This window comes from Aquibium oceanicum, assembly GCF_001889605.1.
In the GTDB taxonomy this organism is placed as follows: Bacteria; Pseudomonadota; Alphaproteobacteria; order Rhizobiales; family Rhizobiaceae; genus Aquibium; species Aquibium oceanicum.
Map to the genome: position 1 here is coordinate 2,474,869 of NZ_CP018171.1, position 19,999 is coordinate 2,494,867.

Consider the following 19,999-nt stretch of genomic DNA (forward strand, 5'->3'; position numbering starts at 1 on the left):
AGAGGCCTACCGTTCCGCCAGCGCCGGCTCGCCCTTGCGCTCGCGGATCAGGTTCACGAAGCGGCGGAACAAATAGTGCGAATCCTGCGGGCCGGGCGAGGCCTCGGGATGGTGCTGGACGGAGAAGACCGGCTTACCGGCCAGCGCGATGCCGCAGTTGGAGCCGTCGAAGAGGGAGACATGGGTCTCCTCGACACCCTCCGGCAGGCTGTCGCCGTCGACCGCGAAGCCGTGGTTCATCGACACGATCTCGACCTTGCCTGTGGTGTGGTCCTTCACCGGATGGTTCGCTCCGTGATGACCCTGGTGCATCTTGGTGGTCTTTCCGCCGACGGCCAGAGCCAGCATCTGGTGGCCGAGGCATATCCCGAACATGGGGAGATCGGCGCCGAGCAGGTCGCGGATGACGGGAACCGCGTATTCGCCGGTGGCCGCCGGATCGCCCGGGCCGTTCGACAGGAAGATGCCGTCGGGCCGCATGGCGAGGATGTCTTCCGCCGGCGTGTCGGCGGGAACCACCGTCACTTCGGCGCCGAGGCCGGCCAGGAGCCGCAGGATGTTGCGCTTCACGCCGTAGTCGATCGCCACGACGTGCATGGAAGGATCGGTCTGTTCGCCATAGCCATCGTTCCAGGCCCAGGCCGTCTCCTTCCACGTCGAACTCTGGCCCGACGTCACCTCCTTGGCGAGATCGAGACCGACGAGGCCATGCCACTCGGCGGCGCGCTTCTTAAGGTCCGCGACGTCAAAGATGCCGTCGGGCGAATGGGCGATCACCGCATGCGGTACGCCGAGGTCGCGGATGCGGGCGGTGAGCGCGCGCGTGTCGATGCCGCTGATGGCGACGATGCCGCGCCGCTTCAGCCAGTCGTGCAGGTTTTCCGCGGAGCGGTAGTTCGAGGGGTTGGTGACGTCGGCTCGGAATACGGCCCCGACGGCGCCGGCGCGGGCAGCCGGCGTCAGGTCCTCGATATCCTCGCTGTTGGCGCCGACATTGCCGATATGCGGGAAGGTGAAGGTGACGATCTGACCGGCGTAGGACGGGTCGGTGAGGATTTCCTGGTAGCCGGTCAGCGCAGTGTTGAAGCACACCTCGCCGATCGCTTCGCCCGTCGCGCCGAGCCCGCGGCCCTCCACGACCGTCCCGTCGGACAGGACGAGCAGCGCCGTGGCTTTTTGCGCGCCCCAGGGCGCCGTGGAAGCGGTCATGCGGGTTTCTCCATCGAAGGCGGCCCTGCCGGGCTTGATATCGGTCGGCGAAAGGGCCATATCGCGCGGCGAATTCGGCGCGGCGCAACTATGCCCGCCCGATCCGTGCGCTAGATGTATGTCCATGCAGGATGCGGACAATAGGCAAAACGGGCGGCGCGGTCAATCGTGGCAATGAGGCCCGAAGAGAAAAGCTTTCGCAAACAAAAACAGCGGCTTGGACCCGAAAAATCGGTTTGCGTCGATACATGCCCGGCGCTATTGTCCCATGTCGCCAAAGGAGTCTTGTCCCAATGCGCGAGAAATTCGCGAAGGCGTTGAAGGACGCCCTCAAATCGCACGACAAACGCCGGATTTCCACGATCCGGCTCATCCAGACGGCCGTCAACGACAGGGACATCTCCAACCGTTCCGCCGGGAAGGACCCCGTGAGCGCGGAAGAGATCGCGCTGATTCTCGTGAAGATGATCAAGCAGCGCCAGGAATCCGCGCGCATCTACGAGGAAGGCAATCGTCTCGAACTCGCGGAACAGGAACGCGAAGAAATCGGCATCATCCGCGATTTCTTGCCCAGGCAGCTGGAGGAGGAAGCGGTCAAGCAGGCCTGCGCCCAGGTGATCGACGAGGTCGGCGCCGACGGCCTGCGCGACATGGGCAAGTGCATGAACGCGCTACGCGAAAAATTTCCGGGCCGCATGGACTTCGGCAAGGCCAGCGGCATCGTCAAGGGCATGCTGCGGTAACAAGCCGCACGTCGTTTCCGCGACGACCGCTTAACTTGCGCCGCGAGCGAAGGCTGATCGACCGGTGCTGGCGGCCTTCCGTGGTCTGAAGGTGTCGGCTTCGCAGAACAAGCCTGACCACCAAGACCGCGTCCCCAGACGCTCGGATCAAGCTGCGAACATGCGGAATACTTCGACCCTTCGACGCTGCTCGAGCCAGCGTGGTTGCATCTCGTGAAGAAAACGGGCCAAGAAATCGAAAAGACGAGCGAAATGGGCGTGAAGGATGCCGTCGAGGCGATTGGAAAATCGGGGAAGCCAGGCTTCTACGGCGGCAATGTCCTCGCCGTCGCCCCCATGATGGACTGGACGGATCGGCATTGCCGGTTCCTGCATCGACAGATCACGCGGCGGGCTTTGCTTTATACCGAGATGGTGGTGGCCGATGCGGTGATCCATGGGGAGCGCGAGCGGTTGCTCGGGTTCGACGCGGCGGAGCATCCCGTGGCGCTTCAGCTTGGCGGCAGCGATCCGGCGAAGCTCGCCGAGGCGGCGGCGATCGGGGCGGACTTAGGGTATGACGAGATAAATCTCAACGTCGGCTGCCCGTCCGACCGGGTGCAGTCGGGCACTTTCGGGGCCTGCCTGATGAAGACGCCGGAGCTGGTCGCGCGCTGCGTCGCCGCCATGAAGGCTGCGGTCGACGTGCCGGTAACCGTGAAATGCCGGCTGGGCGTCGACGAGCAGGACATCGAGACGGCGCTGGATGCGCTGGCCGACGGCGTGTTCGGCGAGGGAGCCGATGCATTGTGGGTGCATGCGCGCAAGGCTTGGCTGGAAGGGCTGAGCCCGAAGGAGAACCGGGACATCCCGCCGCTCGACTATCCGCGCGTCTACCGGCTGAAGGAGCGGTATCCCGACCGTTTCGTCGGCATCAATGGCGGCATCCCCGATCTGGAGGCGGCGAAGCGGCATCTGGGGCACGTCGACGGCGCGATGCTCGGCCGCGCCGCCTACCATACCCCCAGCGTGCTGGCGGACGCCGACCCGGTGATTTACGGCGAGGTTTCCGGTGATTTCGACTACGCGCTGCTGATCGAGCGGATGGCGGACTATGCCGACCGCCACATTGCGCGCGGCGGGCGGCTGGGCCACGTCACCCGCCACATGGTCGGTCTCTTCCACGGCCGGCCCGGCGCGCGGCGCTACCGGCAGATCCTGTCGACCGAGGCGACGCGGCCGGGCGCCGATTCGTCCGTGCTCCGCAAGGCCTTCGCCGCCGTGGATTTGGAGTCGGCCGCCGAGGCTGCATGAACCGAAAACCCGCGGCGGTAAGCTCCACCACGTCTCCACAAACGCAACGTTAAGTTTTGTCGGGCAAGGTAAACGGCAGGCAAATCCTTTCAGTTGCAGTTTATCGAGGGGGCAGATGGCGTCGCTCAATACGAAGATCACGGGCGGCGTGGCCCTCGTGGGGCTGATCAGCGCCATGACCGCGGGTACCGGGATCTACATCACCAATTCGCTGGGTGACGGACTGGAAAATTCGCTCCAGTCAGCCCATGTCCTGCGCTACCACATGCATGCAGACATGATGCACGACGCCCTGCGCGGGGACGTCGTATCCGCCATGCAGTCGTCGACGATCGGCATCGGCTTCGACAGCAAGGAAATCCGAGCCGATTTCGAGGCGCACTCCCAGGCCTTTTCCGAAGACATCGCGACGGCGAAACGGCTTGCGAGCGACCCCGCCATCATCGCTGCTCTCGATTCGGTGGCCGAGCCGCTTCGCGCCTATCAGGAAGCGGCCACGGCGATCATGAACGAGACCGAAGCCTCCACCTTCGGGGCGCAGGAAATGTTCCCCGCCTTCAAGGAGCAGTACGAGGCGCTGGAAGTCGCGATGGAGCAGGCTTTCGACACGATCGAGGCCGTGGCCGCGGCCGAGGCGAACGCGGCGGTGGCGACCGGATCGGTCGCCCAGAGCATCATGGCTGGCCTCCTGTTGATGGGCCTGCTGATCGCCGCCGCCATCGCGCTCGTCTCGCGCCGGCAAGTGGTGAAGCCGCTGCAGGAGGTCACCGACGTGCTGGACCGACTGTCGAAGGGCGACCTTTCCGCCGAACCGCCGCACACCAAGCGCAGCGACGAGATCGGCCGCATGAACCAGTCGCTGCAGGCGTTCCACAAGGCTGTGGTGGAACGGCAGGCGGAACTGCAAGCGGCGGACCAGCGCGAGGCGCTGGAAGCCGAACGCGCCCGCAGCGAAGCCCTCCGCACCGAAGCAGAACAGGCGCAGACGCAGGTCGTGTCCTCGATCGCGCAGGGGCTCGCGAGCCTCTCGCACGGCGACTTCACGGTGAGCCTCGACCAGCCGTTCCCGCCGGCCTACGAAAAGCTGCGCGGCGACTTCAACCTGACGGTTTCCACGCTCTCCGAAACGATCGGGGCGATCCTCGCCACCGTAGCTGCCATACGCGACAGCTCGGGCGAGATCTCGCGCGCGGCCGACGACCTGTCGCTGCGTACCCAGCAGCAGGCGAGCGGCCTGGAGGAGGCGGCGGCCTCGCTGGGCGAGATCACCGATACCGTGCACCAGACGTCCGCCGGGGCTCAGGAGGCCGACACGGCGGTGCGCAACGCAAACGGCGAGGTCGACCGCGGCAGCCAGGTGGTCAAGCAGGCGATCGACGCCATGAGCGGCATCGAGAAGTCGTCGGGAGAGATTTCCCAGATCATCGGCGTCATCGACGAGATCGCCTTCCAGACCAATCTGCTTGCGCTCAACGCGGGGGTCGAGGCGGCGCGCGCCGGCGATGCCGGCCGCGGCTTCGCGGTGGTGGCGCAGGAGGTGCGCGCGCTGGCGCAGCGTTCCGCCGAGGCAGCACGCGAGATCAAGGCGCTGATCTCGACCTCGACCGAGCAGGTCACCAAGGGCGTCGATTTCGTCGGCGAGACCGGCGAGGCGCTGGCCCGCATCGCCGAGCAGGTTGCGAGGGTGAATACGATCGTCTCGGGAATCGCGACCTCCGCGCGCGAGCAGGCGTCGGGAATCGGCGAGATCAATACCGCCGTCGACCAGATGGACAAGGTCACGCAGCAGAACGCGGCGATGGTGGAAGAGACCACGGCAGCGAGCCACCAGCTGGCGCGCGAGGCCGGATCGCTGGCCGAACTGGTGTCGCGGTTCCGCATCTCCGGCGACGGCAAGGCGGCCGGTCCATCGCTCTCGCCCGTGCGAGCGGCGGTCAAGATGTCCTATACGAGCGAGGGCAGCGCGGCGAAGAAGGTCAGCGTCGCGGCCGAACCGGACGGCTGGGAAGAATTCTGACCGGAACACATCGGATCAGGCGAGACGGCCGGGTTTGTGCCCGGCCGTCTTGCGTTGGGGCACGTCGCGGCGCCACATGGTCCGGTCGCCGGTACCGGCGCGCGAGGGAGACGCCGATTTGCTGCCGACCGACATGCCGTTGACGGAAATCCTGATTTTCGCCGCGGGCGTGGCGGCGGCGGGCGTGGTTTCAGGCCTGCTCGCCGGCATCTTCGGCATCGGCGGCGGCGCGGTTCTGGTGCCGGTCTTCTACCAGGCGATGGGACCGCTCGGCATCGACGAGGCGGTCCGGATGCACGTTGCGGTCGGGTCGTCGCTGGCGCTCATCGTGCCGACCTCGCTACGCTCGTTCCAGGGGCACCATGCGCGCGGCGCGGTGGACATGGAACTGCTGCGCTCCTTCCTCGTCCCGGTCCCGGCCGGCGTGGTCGTCGCGACGCTGATCGCAGCCTCCATTTCGAGCGAGGGACTGCGGCTGATTTTCGCGCTGATCGCGCTGGCCGTCGGGCTGAGGCTCGCCTTCAACAGGGAGAGCTGGCGGCTCGGGAACACCATTCCGGGCAATCCGTGGCGGGCGGTCATTGGGTTCCTGATCGGGCTCTTTTCGACGCTGATGGGCATCGGCGGGGGCGTCATGAACAACACCTTCATGTCGCTTTACGGCCGGCAGATGCACCAGGCGGTCGCCACCTCGTCGGGGGTCGGCGTGCTGATCGCGATCCCGGGCACCATCGGATACGTCTGGGCCGGATGGGGCGACCCGCTGCTGCCTGTCGCGTCGACGGGTTACGTGAACTGGATCGCCGTCGGGCTCATTTTCCCCATCACTGTTCTGGTGACGCCCTTTGGCGTGCGGATTGCGCATGCCATGAAGCGCAGGCATCTGGAGATCGCCTTCGGCAGCTTCCTTCTGTTCGTCTCGGCGCGGTTCTTCCTCAGCCTGTACGGCTAGAACCGAAAGCTCAGTCGCGCAGGATCAGCACGTCACCGCGCACGTCGAAACCCGACAGCGTGCCGATGAAGTTCATCCCGAGCAGGCTCTGCGACAGCGTGCCGGGGGCGGCGACGAGCACCGGCAGGCGGCTGCGGCTGATCGAGCCGACGCTCAATTCGTCCACGGTCGCCCGGGCGGCACGCGCGATGCCGTTGGCGGTGGAGACGGGGATGGCGAAGTTCAGCGCATCGACGTCAATCCCGACGCGCCCGGCGTCGGCTGCGCTCAGGACCGTGGTGGTGGCGCCGGTGTCGACCAGGAAATCGACCGTCACCCCGTCGACCTGCGCCCGCGCGCCGAAATGCCCGTGCGAGAGCTTGTCCAGCCGGACCGTGGCCTCGCCGTCGCCCGACGTGACCGACATCGGGCTGCCCGGCACGAAGCCCGCGGTGATGCGGCTCGCCACGTCCTGGAGCTCATAGCGGTACTGGTAGCCGCCGACGAGCACGAGCAGAATCACCAGCCAGGCCGCGACCGTCTTCAGGGTGTTTCCCATCGAGGTGCGGTGGCGCCCGACCAGGCCCGACCCGATCACCAGCGCGATGACGCCGAGATAGAGCACGCCAGCGAAGGCGCCGCTTTCCATGCCGAAAACGGAGCCGGCGTCGTTGGTGGCGATAAGGAGAACGAGCCCGCCCGCCAGGAGCGACATGACGATCCAGAAGATGGGCATCATCCTCCGTCCGCAGCACCGCGTTCTCGCGCCAGCCGGGCGCGACGCGTCTCGCGGCGGGGTCGGCGCTCGACCGTTTCCAGACGCGCGGGGAGGACGTCCATGATCTGACGGCGTTCGGCGGGGCTCATACCGATCCAGCGGCCGATCTCGTCGCGCGTGCGGCCGCATCCGAAGCAGTAGCCGGTCTTGTCGTCCACCGAACAGACGAGGATGCAGGGGGTTTCGATCATGCCGACGGGCTGCCTTCTTCGACGTTTCCACATGGTGCAGAAACGCGCCGGTTGCAAGGGACGGCGCGCCGGCTGGAAGCGCCGGCGGCGACGTTGTGCACCGGGCGTCGAAAGGCTATTGCCGCCGCAGGCGATCCATCCGACGCGAGATTTTCACGATGACGACCGGCATACCCTTCGACGATTTCCGAGTGCTCGCGGCGAACGTGGCCGATCCCGGAGACGAGATCCGCCGCACGGCCCGCGCGCGGCTCGAACGGGTCGATCCGGACGGCAGGCTGGGTGTGCTCGGCGACACGGCTCTGTGGCTGGCGATCTGGAGCGGACGCATGCCGCCGGCCGTCAACCGGCCGCAACTGGCGGTCTTTGCAGGCAATCACGGCGTGGCACGGCACGGCGTGAGTGCTCGGCCGGTCTCGGCGACGGCGGCGCTGGTCGAGCATTGCGCGGCGGGCGGGGCGCCCGTGAACCAGCTCTGCGTCGCCAACGACGTCGGGCTGAAGGTCTATGACCTCGCGCTGGATCTCGCCACTGGCGACATCACGACCGAACCGGCGCTCGACGAGCGCGGCGCGGCGGCCACGATGGCCTTCGGCATGGAAGCCACGGCGGACGGCATGGACCTCCTGTGCATCGGCTCCATCGGCGTCGGCGGGTCGACTTCGTCGGCCGCGGTGCTGGCCGCGCTGTTCGGCGGCGATACGCGGGAATGGGTTCCCGCGGAAGCCGACGGACTGGTGTACGACCGGAAGGTGTCGGCGGTCGGCCGGGCGCTGGAAACGCATGCCGGTCGGCTCGGCGATCCCTTCGAGGTGCTTCGCCGGCTCGGCGGGCGGGAAAGCGCCGCGATCGTGGGCGCCATCCTGGCCGCAAGGGCGCAGAAGATACCGGTGATTTTGGACGGCCTGACGGCGACGGCCGCGGCGGCGGCGCTTCATGCCGCCAATCCGCGTGCGGTCGAGCATTGCCGACTGGCCACCGCGCCGTCCGCCCCCGTGCACCGCAGGGCAGCCGAGCGAGCCGGCGTGCAGGCGGTGCTGTCCATCGATCTCGATCTGCAGGCGGGGGCGGGGGCCGCGTTGGCGGTCGGCTTCGTCAAGTCGGCGGCGCTGTGCCTGGCCGGCATGCAACCGCTGCCGGGGAGCGTCTGAGCGGTCCGGTCAGCCGGCAGCCTTGCGGCGGGGCGGTTCGGTCTGCGCGGTGTGCAGGACGCGTGACGCGGGGAATATGGCGATCGCCTCGGTGCCCTCACGCAGCTTGGAGTTCAGTTCCAGCCGCCCGCCGTGCATGTCGAGCAGGCCCTGGACGATCGGCAGGCCGAGGCCCGTGCCCTGTTCGGCGCTCTTGATGGCGATCGATCCCTGCCCGAAGGCCGACAGCACGATGGGGATCTCGTCGGCGGGGATGCCCGGTCCATTGTCCTTGACGGCGATGTACTGGCCGCCGCCGGCCGTCCAGCCAACCCGTACCCGAACCTCGCCGCCCGTCGGGGCGAATTTCACAGCGTTTGAGAGCAGGTTCAGCGCGATCTGGCGTACCGCGCGCTCGTCGGCCCGGAGCGGCGGCAGGTCGTGCTCGAACTGCTGCACGATGCGCAGGTCCTTGTTGCGTGCCTTCAACTCGATGAGATGGCAGCAGTCCTCGACCGTGTCGGCGACGTCCAGCGGCTCCTCCTGGAGCTGGTAGCGACCCGCCTCGATGCGCGAAATGTCGAGGATCTCGTTGATGAGATCGAGCAGATGCTCGCCGGAATCGTGGATGTCGTTGGCATAGTCGCGGTAGGTCGGGTTGGGCAGCGGCCCGAGCACTTCCTTGGCCATCACCTCGGAAAATCCGAGGATGGCGTTGAGTGGCGTGCGCAGCTCATGGCTCATCGAGGCGAGGAAGCGCGACTTGGCGAGGTTGGCTTCCTCGGCGCGCCGGCGCGCCTCGTCGGAAATCGCGTTGGCGGTCTCGAGTTCGGCGATCAGCCCGTCCTTCTCGGTGCGGAACGACAGGAGCATGACGGCCGAGCGGTGGAGATGGCTGGAGACGTAGCTGAAGAAGGGCAGGGAGGCTGTCAGGAGGGCGGCCATGACGGCCTCGACCGGCAGCCACAGGTGACTGCCCAGGATGACGTAGGCGGCCACGGGCATGGCGAAGGTCGCCTCCATGGCGCCGCGCAACGCGTAGGCGAGGATGGCAGTGGCGGCGATCGCCAGCAGGAGGATGGCTGCCTTGATGATCGGGAACTGGTCGATCTGGCAGTCGCTGCACCCCATGCCGGAGAACCAGACCCAGCAGAGCCCGGTGACCACGTGCGACGCCAAAAACCACAACCGGACTTCCGAAACCTCGATGTCGCCGGCCTCGGTGCGGCTGATCTTCTGCGCATAGTAGGAAAGGCCGGCGTAGGCGGCGGCGGTGGTGGCCGCCCACAGGACCACGATCGGTCCCATGCCGGCGAAGAGGCCAGCGAGCGCCACGACCACGGCGAGAAACGGCAGCACGATCGCGCTGCTGGTCAGCGCGCGGGCGTGCAGCTTGATCATCTCGCGGTCGAAGGCAGGGTTTCCCGGCTGTTGCGACAGGCGGTCGCGCGTTTCCCGCACGGTACGCGCGACGTCGGCGTTGCGACGCGCCTTCGTGCGGTCCACGATGTTCTTGTCCGCTGTGTTCGAGCGTGTGGGGGCCATTCAAGCCGGCACTAAAAACCATTCGATTGTTCCCGGCGAAATTACTTTCGAATGGTTAAGAGACCCTTCTGTCTCCGCGGCCGGGCGTGCGGGGCGGGTAGCGAGAGACCGCCCTCATCATGTAGGAGAGGGGCGATCGTTCGGATCGATGTCATGACGGGAGGTATCGGGTGAAACTGTTCGACGGAGGCAAGGCGCCCAATCCGCGCCGGGTGCGCGTGTTCCTGGCGGAAAAGGGCATCGAGGTGCCGCTGGAGCCGATCGACATGGGGGCGATGGGCCATCGCAGCCCCGAGGTCACCGGCCGCAACCCGCTTCAGAGGCTGCCGGTGCTGGAACTCGACGACGGGACGATCCTGACCGAATCCGTCGCCATCTGCCGCTATTTCGAGGAGCTTCATCCCGAACCGGCGCTGTTCGGTCGCGGTGCGCTAGGCAAGGCGAAGGTGGAGATGTGGCAGCGCCGCATGGAACTGAACCTTCTCATGAGCATCGCGCAGGCTTTCCGGCATGTGCATCCCGCCATGAAGGAATGGGAGGTGCCGCAGGTACCCGAATGGGGCGAGGCCAACAAGCCGCGCGCGCTCGACTTCCTGCGGCTGCTGGACCGCGAACTCGCGGAGCGCGAATTCGCAGCAGGGGACGAGTATTCGATCGCCGACATAACCGGAATGATCGCCATGGACTTCATGAAGCCGGCGCGCATCGAACTGCCGAAGGAACTCGGCAACGTGCGTCGCTGGTATTCTGCTCTGTCGGCGCGCCCGAGCGCGAAGGCCTGAGCGATCGTTGAGCGAGGGCCTCGACGATCTCGTCGCGCGGATCCGTGCCTGCCGGATCTGCCGGGACGAGCCTGAAGGCGCGCCGCTGCCGCATGAACCGCGGCCGGTCGTGGTGCCCTCGCAGCGCGCGCGGATCCTAATAGCCGGACAGGCTCCAGGGCTGCGGGTGCACGAGACGGGGCTGCCGTTCAACGACCGCTCCGGCGACCGCCTGCGCGAATGGCTCGACGTGACACGGGATGAATTCTACGATCCGGCGCTATTCGCGATCGTGCCGATGGGCTTTTGCTTTCCCGGCTACGATGCCAGAGGGAGCGACCTGCCGCCGCGCCGCGAATGCGCGCCGGCCTGGCGCGGGCAGCTGATGGCGGCGATGCCGCAGGTATCGCTGATGCTGACGATCGGCCAGTATGCGCAGGCTTGGCATCTCGGCGACTGGCGGGAGGCGTCGCTGACGGCGACCGTGGCGAACTGGCGGGCGATCTTCGAGAGCGGGGAGCATCCGCGGCAACTGCCGCTGCCTCATCCTTCGTGGCGCAATACCGGCTGGCTGAAGCGGAACCCGTGGTTCGAGGCGGAACTGCTGCCGGTGCTGAGGGCAGAAATTCGCATGCGCATGGCGGCGGAAGAATAGCAGCCATACCGTTCATATCGTCCAGCCGGAAGAAAAATTTTCTTGTGGCCGCATGGGAAAGGACTAGATTCGGGGTAGTTTTTCCCGGAGCCTTTCCCGATGGACCGCCTCGACAAGAAGATCCTGCGCCTCCTGCAGGAGGATTCCACGCTTGCCGTCGCCGACGTCGCCAAGAAGGTGGGGCTGTCGACGACGCCATGCTGGCGGCGCATCCAGAAGCTGGAGGAGGAGGGCGTCATCCAGCGCCGCGTGGCGATCCTCAATCCGCAGAAGATCAACACCCGCGTCAACGTTTTCGTGTCGATCCGCACCAACGCACACAGCCACGAATGGCTGAAGCGCTTTTCCGAGGTGATCCAGGAATTCCCGGAGGTCGTGGAGTTCTACCGGATGAGCGGCGACGTGGACTATCTGCTGCGGGTGGTCGTTCCCGACATCGCCGCCTACGACGCCTTCTACAAGAAGCTGATCGCCAAGATCGAGATACGCGACGTCTCGTCGGCTTTCGCCATGGAGCAGATCAAGTATACCACCGAGATGCCACTAGACTACATGGTGCTGGACAAGGAGACGGGTTCCAGCGCCGCGTGATGCGCGGGAGAGGGAGGACGACATGAAGAAGCTTCTGGCGGCTCTGGCCGTGATGCTGCCGTTTCTCGGCAGCCAGGCTATCGCAGCGGGCGACGACGTAATGACGGTCGAGACCGGGAACGTCTACGAGGACGTGGTGGCGGCGCTCGAAAACGCAATCATCAATCGCGGCTACCTCATCGACCACCATGGTCACGTCGGAGAGATGCTGCAGCGGACCGCCACCGACGTCGGAGCGACGAAGGAACTCTATTCGAACGCCGAGTTCTTCGCCTTCTGCTCGGCGGTTCTGTCGCGCAAGGTGATGGAGGCCGAAATCGGCGACATCGCCTATTGCCCATACGTCGTGTTTGTCTACGAACCGGCGGCCACGCCGGGCACGGTGACTGTGGGGTTCAGGAAACTGCCCGAGGGCGGCCCGCGCGATGACGTGAACGATCTCCTGACCGGCATCGTCAAGGAGGCCGCGGAAGGCTTCTAGGCGGCGGCGCCCGTCTGCGCACAGCTTTGCTTCTTGAACGCCAGCCAGGTCCAGCGAACGCCCATGGCGCGGTTCCCGGGCTGGATGGAATCGATTTCCGCGCGCCGCCGCAGCGAGAAACCCGACTGCATGGCCGCCCCGATCGTCTCGTCCGTCGAAACCGGATAGACCGGCCGGCCGGGTGCGCCCGGGCCGTGGCGCAGCGACATGACAAGTAGACATCCATCCGCTGCGAGCTGCGCCATGCGGATCATCGCGATTTCCCGCTCCTCGTCGTCGATATGCTGCCAAACGCCGCACAGCGTCATCAGGTCGAAGGGACCGTGGGCCGCGAGCTTCGACAGGTGCGGCAGCGCGTCCTCGATCCACAGGATGCCGTCGTCCCGGTGGAGCGCCATTCCGGCTTCGCGCAGCTGTCGTACGGGCTCGACGGCGACGGCATCATGTCCACGGCGGGCAGACCATGCGGCGTCCCGCCCGGTGCCGGCTCCGATGTCGGCCACGCGCGCCTTGCGGGTGGGAAAGAGGTCGAGCACCGAGGCGTAGAGGTCCGCCGGATCGAAGGCTTCGTATCTGTCGATGAGGTCGGGGGTCGCCGCGGCGGCATAGCCTTCGAGGATGTCGTTCATCGTGTCTCGCGGGCTCCGGTGGAGATACGGCCAGATCAGCGCTTGCGCGCCAAGCGCTCGAGCGTCTTTTCGGCCGAAAGCTCCTTCATGGCATCCTTGCCGATCCAGCGCGCCGTGCGATCCTGGCTTTCGGACAATGCCCGGGCCAACGCCAGTGCCGGCCCATTGAGTGCCGTGGAGCGCTTTCCGATCTGGCGGAGCGCCCAGTTGACCGCCTTCTTGACGAAGTTCCGTGGGTCGGTGGAATGCGCCTCGATCAGCGGCAGCCAGCCGATGAAGGTGGCGTCCGGCTCCTTCTTCGCGTGAACGGCGGCCCATGCCATCATGGCGAAAGCGGTGCGGCGGACGAATTCGCGGTCGTCTGAGGCGAATTCCGGGATCAGTGGATGCAGGCCGGTATCCGAAAAGAGATCGGCAGCCGTGTCGACGATCTCCCAGGAATTGAAGTCGCCGGCCCAACGGCGCGCCTGATCGGCGTCTACCTTCGTTTTCTCTTCGGTGAAGCAGGCGAGGAGCCGTGCCTCGCGCCAGCCGCTGTCCCACAACTTCAGCGCCCGCGCGTGGTCGCGGCCGATGCGGCGGGCGAGCGGACGAAGCTCGGAATTGCCGACGCCGAAGGCCTTGTCGGTGACGATCCCGTAGCGCGCCATGCCCGCGCGGTTCTCCTCCGAACCTGTCGCGCGCAGATGATCGATCACCTGACCCGCGGTCCAGTCGGGCGAGGGGGCCGGCATTGACGGCAGGCTACTTCTGGAGGCGGGCCAGCAGCGAGGAGGTGTCCCAGCGCTTGCCGCCCATGGCCTGCACGTCCTTGTAGAACTGGTCGACCAGCGACGTCACGGGCAGCCGGGCGCCGTTGCGGTTGGCCTCGGCGAGGCAGATGCCAAGGTCCTTGCGCATCCAGTCGACGGCGAAGCCGAAATCGTACTTGCCGGCCATCATGGTCTTGTAGCGGTTCTCCATCTGCCACGAGCCGGCAGCACCCTTGGAAATGACCTCGATGACCTTTTCCATGTCGAGGCCGGCCGCGGTTCCGAAGTGGATGCCTTCCGCCAGCCCCTCGACGAGGCCGGCGATGCAAATCTGGTTGACCATCTTGGTGAGCTGGCCGCTGCCGGCCGGCCCCATCAGGCCTACCATGCGGGCATAGGCTTCGATGACGGGCTTGGCCTTGTCGAAGGTCGCTTGGTCGCCGCCGCACATGACGGTAAGCACGCCATTCTCGGCCCCCGCCTGGCCGCCGGAGACCGGTGCGTCGATGAAGCCGAAGCCGCCGGACTGCGCAGCGGCGTCGAGTTCGCGCGCCACTTCTGCCGACGCCGTGGTGTTGTCGATGAAGATCGCGCCGGGCTTCATCGCACCGAAGGCGCCACCGTCGGCCAGCGTTACCGAGCGCAGGTCGTCGTCGTTGCCGACGCAGCAAAAGACGAAGTCCTTGTCCTTCGCGGCTTCCGCCGGCGTGGAGGCGGAGGCGCCGCCATGCTCGGCGACCCATTTCTGCGCCTTGGCCTCGGTGCGGTTGTAGACGGTGACGTCGTGGCCGCCCTTGTTCTTCAGGTGCCCGGCCATCGGGTAGCCCATCACACCCAGGCCCAGAAATGCCACCTTCGCCATCGTCGCGCCTCCCGTCTCATCCGAATGATGGAAGAAGGTCTATGCGAAGGGGCGGGAAGGTCAAGGGAGGATTGGTCTCCCAAGTTCGACGGAAAGTGTTGAGCGCTTGCCGAAACGCCGTTCACCGCTTCAGGTGTATCGTGATGCGGCGCTCGATCCAGTCGATGGCGTTGCGCAGCGTCTCCACGATGGCGAGATAGATAATTGCGGCCCAGAGGTAGGTCTGGAAGTCGAATGTGCGCGAATAGGCCCGCCGCGTCTCGCCCATGAGGTCGTAGACGGTGATGATGGCGACGATGGCCGAACCCTTGATCATCAGGATGATCTCGTTGCCGTAGGGGCGCAGCGCGACGATGAGCGCCTGCGGCAGGATGACCTTCTGGATCGTGCGGTACTTCGACAGGCCGAGTGCCGCGGCGGCTTCCCATTGCCCTTGCGAGATGCTGCCGACCGCGCCGCGCAGGATTTCCGCCTGATAGGCGGCGGTGTTCAGGGTGAAGGCGAAGACGGCACAGTACCAGGCCTCGCGGAAGAAGGTCCAAAGCCCTACCGCCTCAAGTTCCGGCCGGAACGAGCCGAGGCCGTAATAGACGAGAAATGTCTGTGCGAGCAGAGGCGTTCCGCGGAAGAAGTAGACGTAGCCGTAGGCGAGCGAGGCCACGACGGGGTTCCTGGAATCGCGGCAGTAGGCGATCGGGATCGACAGCAGGGCGCCGAGCACGACCGATGTGCCGACCAGTTGCAGCGTCACCAGGAGACCCGACACGTAGTAGGGCGCGTACTTCTCGTAGAGATCCGGATTCCATGCGGAGACGAGATAGGCGACGAGGCCGACGCCGCACAGCACCCAGAAGCCCATCAATGCCGTGCCGAGGATGCGCTGGCGTGTCCAGACCCGGGCGGGCGGGGGCGGCTTGACGACGTCGACGGTGGCGGCGCTGGCGTCCGTCATCGCTGCACGCCTCCCTTACCGACGCTGCGTTCGATGGCATGGATGCCGAAGGAGGAGATGATGGCGAGTGCCAGATAGATCAGGCAGGCGAAGCCGAAGAAGAGGAACGCCTCCTTGGTGACGCGCGCCGCGACGCCGCTCTGGCGCAGGATGTCGGAAAGGCCAATGGCCGAGACGAGTGCCGTGTCCTTCAGCAGAATCAGCCACAAGTTGGAGAGGCCGGGCAACGCGATGCGGATGAGCTGCGGAAGGACGACGAGCCGCATCGTCTGCCAATTGGACAGGCCGATGGAGTAACCTCCCTCGTACTGGCCCTGCGGGATGGCGCGGAAGGCCGAAAGGAAGACCTCGCTGGCATAGGAGGAGAAGACGACGCCGAGCGCGATCATGCCGGCGACGAAGCTGTTGATCTCCACGAAGGCGGTCGGGCTGAACAGGCGCACGACCTGCTGCACCGCGATCTGGGCGCCGTAGAAGACGACGAACAAGGTCAGGAGTTCAGGCAGGCCCCGGAAAATGGTGGTGTAGATGTTTCCGGCCAACCGCAGTGAACGCTCGTCGGACTGCTTTGCGAGGGCTACGAGGAAGCCGAATACGAGGCCGACGGGGAGAGTTGCGAGCGCCAGCGAGACGGTGACGAACACGCCGAAGGCGATGTCGTCCAGCCAACCTTCCGGCCCCCAGCTGAGCAGCGTCCAAACGCTCTGCATCCGCCCGTCCCTGTCCCCCTTGCCCGGCGCAGGAAGAGATGCGGCGGCGGCCGCAGCCGCCGCCGATCAATCGACGGTGCTCAGGAATCGCCGCCGTAGACGTCGAAGTCGAAGTACTTGTCGTTGATTTCCTTATACTTTCCGCTGGCACGGATGGCGTCGATCGCGGCGTTGAACTTTTCGACCAGTTCGGTCTCGCCCTTGCGGACCGCGATGCCAGCTCCCGGACCGTGGATTTCGGCGACGGGCGTCACGGTGCCGACCAGCTTGCAGCACTCGCCCTCGGGGCTGCCCAGCCACTCCTGGAGCACCGAGACGTCGTCGTTGACGGCGTCGAGGCGGCCGTTGGCGAGATCGAGCTGGTATTCCTGCGCCGTCGGATAGGCGCGGATCTCGCTGTCGGTGTAGGTCTGTTCGGAGTAGTTGAAGTGCGTGGTCGAGCCCTGCACGCCGACCGTCTTTCCGGTCAGGTCTTCTTTCGTCACGCCGGCAATGTCGGTGTCCTTCGGCGCGGCGATGGCCGGCGGGGTGTTGTAGTACTTGTTGGTGAAGTCGACCTTTTCCATGCGCTCGGGCGTGATCGACATCGAGGCGATAATGGCGTCGAACTTGCCGGCCTGGAGCGCCGGGATGATGCCGTCCCAGTCCTGCGTGACGAACTCGCACTCGGCGTTCATTTCCTCGCATAGCGCCTTGGCGATATCGATGTCGAAGCCTTCGAGCTTGCCGTCGGAGGTCAGGTTGTTGAAGGGCGGGTAGGCGCCTTCGGTACCGATCTTGAGCTGCATCTTGTCCTGTGCGCTGGCCGTGCCGACGGACAGGACCAGAGCCGCCGCCGAGACGGCGAACGCCAGACGCTTCGTGATACGCATGGATTTCCTCATTGTTCTTTTTCCCACTCTCGCGGCTGCCTTGCCCGGCGCCGCGTCTTATTGTGGCCGCGGCACTTCGCCGGACCTTGGCGCGATACTCCCACTGTTTTTTGCTCAAATGCAACCGCAAAGAGGAAAAGCGCACGCCCGATGCCGGGTTACCTCACGAGAGGTCCAGCACCTTCGCGATGAAGTCGGCGATCGACGGTATGTCGTCGAGGGAAAAGACTGGCAGGTGCTCGCCGGGAAGCGGATGGTCCGCGGCGATGGCCAAGACGTTGGGGCTCGCCGGCGACAGCGGGCGCCGTTCCTTGGCGTCCAGGCGGCGGGTCTCGATCTTGGGATGCTGGTCGCGCTTGTAGCCTTCGACGAGGACGAGGTCGCATGGGGAGAGACGCGCCAGGACGTCGTCCAGTGTGGGTTCCGTCTCGCCGCGCAGTTCGTGCATCAGGGCCCAGCGGCGGTCGGAGACGATCGCGACCTCGCCGGCGCCCGCGGCGCGGTGACGGAAGGAATCCGTGCCGGGCGTGTCGATGTCGAATTCGTGGTGGGCGTGCTTGACGGTCGAGACCGAAAAGCCGCGCGCCCGGAATTCGGCGACGAGCCGTTCGGTGAGCGTCGTCTTGCCCGAATTCTTCCAGCCGGTGATACCGAGGACGCGCCGTTCCATCTATCGAGCCAGCGGTCCCGAAACGCGATCGACGTACATGCCGTAGAGTGCCATGCAGCCGGCCGCGATGGAGGAGAGCAGCATGACCCAGAGCAGCGGAAAAGGGCCGCTTTCCACGCTCAGGAATGCGCCGGAGACGACCGAGAGCGCCGCCCCGGCGCCAATCTGCATCGCGCCGCCCAGACCCGAGGCCGAACCCGCAAGGCGCGGGCGCACGCTGACGATGCCGGCGACCGCGTTGGGCAGGGTCAGGCCGTTGCCAAGACCGACGAGCATGGCCGGGGCGAACAGCGAGAGCGGATGATAGTAGCCGAGCCAGAAGAGAATGATGGACACCATGCTGCCGACGGAGGCGAGAACATTGCCCGAAAGCATCATGATATTGATGCCGATGCGGCTGGAATAGCGACCGGTCATGTAGTTGCCCAGCATGTAGCCGAACGAAATCAGTGCGAAATAGAGGCCATAGCCGGAGGGCGCCAGGCCAAGGATCTCGCTGGAAACGAAAGGTCCACCTCCCAGGAACGCGAAGAATGCGCCGGAGGTGAAACCGGCGGTGAGCGTATAGGCCCAGAAGCGGCGCGACTTCAGGAGTTGAGGATAGGCGCTGAACTGGTCCGACAGGCTGGACGAGCGAGAATGGTTCGTTTCGTTCAAGTCGTAGTACACGATCGCCGTGGCTGCGAACCCCAAGGCGAGGGTGAGCACGAAAGTGGACTCCCAGCCGTACATCTCGTCCAGGAAGCCGCCGATGATGGGCGCGATCATCGGCACAAGTGCCATGCCCATGGTGACATAGCCGATGCGGCTCGCAGCCTCGCCGGTTCCGACCGTATCGCGGATGACGGCGCGTGACAGGACCATTCCCGCGGCGGAAAAGCCCTGCAGCACCCGGCACACCAGCAGAAACTCGATGGTCGGCGCAAAGATCGCCGCGGCCGTGCTCGCCAGGAACACGACAAAGCACCCGAGCATGACGGGCCTGCGTCCCAGCCGGTCGGATGCCGGGCCGATGAACAGTTGCAGCAAGGCGGTCGATGCCAGAAAGAGGGAAACCATCAGCTGCACGATCGCATAGTCGGCCGAGAAATGGCGTGCGATCGCGGGCATCGACGGCAGAAACACGTTCATCGCCAGCGCGCCCGTTGCCGTGGCGATGACCAGGGTGAGAATGTGCGGGGAGCGGATGGCGGGAGGCGTTGCGTCCATTACAGGCCGTCCGGTGCCATTGCGGGGCTGGTGCTCTCGGCCACCGGTCTCGTGCGCCCGACGATCTGTTCGCGGTAAAGCGCATAGAGACCCGAACCGATAATGATCGTGGCGCCGATGCTCATCGCCGCATCGGGCACGTCTCCGAATACGAGATACCCGAGCAGGATGGCCCAAAGCAGGCCGGTGTAGCGGAACGGCGCAATGTAGGAGATGTCGCCCGTGCGCATCGACAGGATGATGAACTGGTAGCCGAAGAGCAGGAGCACGGCGGCGCCGAAGAGAAGACCGGCATCCGCCAGTTCCACCGGCGACCAGCCGCCATAGGGCACCACGAGCGCGGCTCCCGTGACCGAGACGGCGCAGGCCGTCACGGTCGAGACGAACAGCGACGGCACTTCGGCATCGATGCGTTTGGTGGCGAGGTCGCGCACCACGCAGGCAAGGACACAGCCCAGCGCGAACAGCGAATAGACGCTGAACCCTTCCAGTCCCGGTCGCACGATCACGAGAACCCCGGCAAATCCGGCGCCGATCGCCAGCCATCGCCTCCAGCCCACCGGCTCCGAAAACAACAGCGCCGCGCCCATGGTCACGCCGAGCGGCAGCGCCTGGAGGATCGCGGACACGTTGGCGATTGGAAGATGCGAGAGCGCGGTGAGGAAGCAAAGCGTCGCGACGACCTCGCCGACGGCGCGGAGGACAATCCAGCGGTCGAGTATGTGGCGCGGGATCCGGAATGCGCCCCTGTGCCACGCGAGAACACCGATCAGGACGGTCGCGAACACTCCACGGATGAGCATGATCTGCGCCATGTTCATGGAATCGCTGACGACCTTGGAGAGGACGTCGTTCATGGTGAACCCCGCCATGGAGACCGCCATGAAGAGCGCGCCGCGCAGATTGGGAGAGAGGGCCAAGATGCTTCTGATCCGTTTGCCACGGCATGTAGCACCGGTCCGCGATTTCGCAACCGTGAATGAGTGGGCCAGATCGTCCACCCGAACCGGACCGCAAG

The 19,999-nt window shown here is 65.8% G+C and carries 22 protein-coding genes; 9 read left to right on the top strand and 13 right to left on the bottom strand.

What is annotated here, in order from left to right:
* Positions 1-6: 6 nt before the first annotated feature.
* A complete protein-coding gene (gene carA, locus BSQ44_RS12195) occupies positions 7-1,209 on the bottom strand; it encodes a glutamine-hydrolyzing carbamoyl-phosphate synthase small subunit (protein WP_072608024.1) in 1,203 nt (400 codons plus the stop codon).
* Between the two features lie 293 nt (positions 1,210-1,502).
* Between carA and BSQ44_RS12200 the strand changes: the two genes are divergently transcribed.
* From BSQ44_RS12200 to BSQ44_RS12215, 4 genes are all read left to right on the top strand, one after another.
* Positions 1,503-1,952, top strand: coding sequence for a GatB/YqeY domain-containing protein (locus BSQ44_RS12200; RefSeq protein ID WP_072604477.1), 450 nt, complete (start codon positions 1,503-1,505; stop codon positions 1,950-1,952).
* 336 nt (positions 1,953-2,288) lie between these two features.
* Positions 2,289-3,245: a tRNA dihydrouridine(20/20a) synthase DusA gene (gene dusA / locus BSQ44_RS12205; protein ID WP_235633424.1), complete on the top strand. Its 957-nt coding sequence runs from the start codon at positions 2,289-2,291 to the stop codon at positions 3,243-3,245.
* 115 nt (positions 3,246-3,360) lie between these two features.
* On the top strand, positions 3,361-5,262 hold the full coding sequence (locus tag BSQ44_RS12210; RefSeq protein WP_072604479.1) for a methyl-accepting chemotaxis protein: 1,902 nt from the start codon (positions 3,361-3,363) through the stop codon (positions 5,260-5,262).
* Between the two features lie 133 nt (positions 5,263-5,395).
* Positions 5,396-6,214: a sulfite exporter TauE/SafE family protein gene (locus tag BSQ44_RS12215; protein WP_114580068.1), complete on the top strand. Its 819-nt coding sequence runs from the start codon at positions 5,396-5,398 to the stop codon at positions 6,212-6,214.
* A 10-nt stretch (positions 6,215-6,224) separates the two neighbouring features.
* On the opposite strand, the gene BSQ44_RS12220 is transcribed toward BSQ44_RS12215, so the two are convergent.
* Together BSQ44_RS12220 and BSQ44_RS12225 are read right to left on the bottom strand one after the other, a co-directional pair.
* A complete protein-coding gene (locus BSQ44_RS12220) occupies positions 6,225-6,932 on the bottom strand; it encodes a TIGR02281 family clan AA aspartic protease (protein ID WP_072604482.1) in 708 nt (235 codons plus the stop codon).
* Entirely contained in the window at positions 6,929-7,162 is a 234-nt protein-coding gene (locus BSQ44_RS12225; RefSeq protein ID WP_072604484.1) for a DUF1289 domain-containing protein, read from the bottom strand. Before BSQ44_RS12225 ends, BSQ44_RS12220 begins: the two co-directional genes overlap by 4 nt.
* A gap of 158 nt (positions 7,163-7,320) precedes the next feature.
* On the opposite strand from BSQ44_RS12225, the gene BSQ44_RS12230 reads away from it, so the two are divergent.
* On the top strand, positions 7,321-8,313 hold the full coding sequence (locus BSQ44_RS12230) for a nicotinate-nucleotide--dimethylbenzimidazole phosphoribosyltransferase (RefSeq protein ID WP_072604486.1): 993 nt from the start codon (positions 7,321-7,323) through the stop codon (positions 8,311-8,313).
* A 9-nt stretch (positions 8,314-8,322) separates the two neighbouring features.
* Here BSQ44_RS12230 and BSQ44_RS12235 read toward each other — a convergent pair whose 3' ends face one another.
* The gene (locus tag BSQ44_RS12235) at positions 8,323-9,837 is read right to left on the bottom strand and encodes a sensor histidine kinase (RefSeq protein ID WP_072604489.1); all 1,515 of its coding nucleotides are present in this window, start codon (positions 9,835-9,837) and stop codon (positions 8,323-8,325) included.
* A gap of 170 nt (positions 9,838-10,007) precedes the next feature.
* Here BSQ44_RS12235 and BSQ44_RS12240 point away from each other — a divergent pair, with 170 nt between their 5' ends.
* The 4 genes from BSQ44_RS12240 to BSQ44_RS12255 all read left to right on the top strand — a co-directional run bounded on the left by BSQ44_RS12240 (position 10,008) and on the right by BSQ44_RS12255 (position 12,325).
* A complete protein-coding gene (locus BSQ44_RS12240; RefSeq protein WP_072604492.1) occupies positions 10,008-10,619 on the top strand; it encodes a glutathione S-transferase in 612 nt (203 codons plus the stop codon).
* Positions 10,620-10,626: 7 nt separating this feature from the next.
* Positions 10,627-11,253 carry a uracil-DNA glycosylase family protein gene (locus tag BSQ44_RS12245; protein ID WP_072604495.1) on the top strand — a complete coding sequence of 209 codons (627 nt, stop codon included), beginning with the start codon at positions 10,627-10,629 and terminating at the stop codon, positions 11,251-11,253.
* 99 nt (positions 11,254-11,352) lie between these two features.
* On the top strand, positions 11,353-11,844 hold the full coding sequence (locus BSQ44_RS12250; RefSeq protein WP_072604497.1) for an Lrp/AsnC family transcriptional regulator: 492 nt from the start codon (positions 11,353-11,355) through the stop codon (positions 11,842-11,844).
* A gap of 22 nt (positions 11,845-11,866) precedes the next feature.
* Positions 11,867-12,325 carry a DUF302 domain-containing protein gene (locus tag BSQ44_RS12255; RefSeq protein ID WP_072604499.1) on the top strand — a complete coding sequence of 153 codons (459 nt, stop codon included), beginning with the start codon at positions 11,867-11,869 and terminating at the stop codon, positions 12,323-12,325.
* Here the strand turns inward: BSQ44_RS12255 and BSQ44_RS12260 are convergent.
* The 9 genes from BSQ44_RS12260 to BSQ44_RS12300 form a co-directional block, all read right to left on the bottom strand.
* Positions 12,322-12,954 carry a class I SAM-dependent methyltransferase gene (locus tag BSQ44_RS12260; protein WP_072604502.1) on the bottom strand — a complete coding sequence of 211 codons (633 nt, stop codon included), beginning with the start codon at positions 12,952-12,954 and terminating at the stop codon, positions 12,322-12,324. The genes BSQ44_RS12255 and BSQ44_RS12260 overlap by 4 nt on opposite strands.
* A gap of 35 nt (positions 12,955-12,989) precedes the next feature.
* A complete protein-coding gene (locus BSQ44_RS12265) occupies positions 12,990-13,688 on the bottom strand; it encodes a DNA alkylation repair protein (RefSeq protein ID WP_072604504.1) in 699 nt (232 codons plus the stop codon).
* A 10-nt stretch (positions 13,689-13,698) separates the two neighbouring features.
* The gene (locus BSQ44_RS12270; protein ID WP_072604506.1) at positions 13,699-14,568 is read right to left on the bottom strand and encodes an NAD(P)-dependent oxidoreductase; all 870 of its coding nucleotides are present in this window, start codon (positions 14,566-14,568) and stop codon (positions 13,699-13,701) included.
* A 121-nt stretch (positions 14,569-14,689) separates the two neighbouring features.
* Positions 14,690-15,520, bottom strand: coding sequence for an ABC transporter permease (locus BSQ44_RS12275; RefSeq protein ID WP_072604508.1), 831 nt, complete (start codon positions 15,518-15,520; stop codon positions 14,690-14,692).
* Positions 15,517-16,230, bottom strand: coding sequence for an ABC transporter permease (locus BSQ44_RS12280; RefSeq protein ID WP_072604510.1), 714 nt, complete (start codon positions 16,228-16,230; stop codon positions 15,517-15,519). The genes BSQ44_RS12275 and BSQ44_RS12280 overlap by 4 nt, the downstream gene beginning before the upstream one ends.
* 80 nt (positions 16,231-16,310) lie before the next feature.
* The gene (locus tag BSQ44_RS12285) at positions 16,311-17,102 is read right to left on the bottom strand and encodes an ABC transporter substrate-binding protein (protein WP_072608027.1); all 792 of its coding nucleotides are present in this window, start codon (positions 17,100-17,102) and stop codon (positions 16,311-16,313) included.
* A gap of 163 nt (positions 17,103-17,265) precedes the next feature.
* Positions 17,266-17,772 (bottom strand): molybdopterin-guanine dinucleotide biosynthesis protein B, encoded by a 507-nt coding sequence (gene mobB, locus BSQ44_RS12290; RefSeq protein ID WP_072604512.1) that lies wholly within the window; start codon positions 17,770-17,772, stop codon positions 17,266-17,268.
* Complete coding sequence (locus BSQ44_RS12295) at positions 17,773-18,981, bottom strand: multidrug effflux MFS transporter (RefSeq protein ID WP_072604514.1); 1,209 nt, start codon at positions 18,979-18,981, stop codon at positions 17,773-17,775.
* Positions 18,981-19,901 (bottom strand): DMT family transporter, encoded by a 921-nt coding sequence (locus BSQ44_RS12300; RefSeq protein ID WP_072604516.1) that lies wholly within the window; start codon positions 19,899-19,901, stop codon positions 18,981-18,983. Before BSQ44_RS12300 ends, BSQ44_RS12295 begins: the two co-directional genes overlap by 1 nt.
* Positions 19,902-19,999 lie beyond the last annotated feature (98 nt).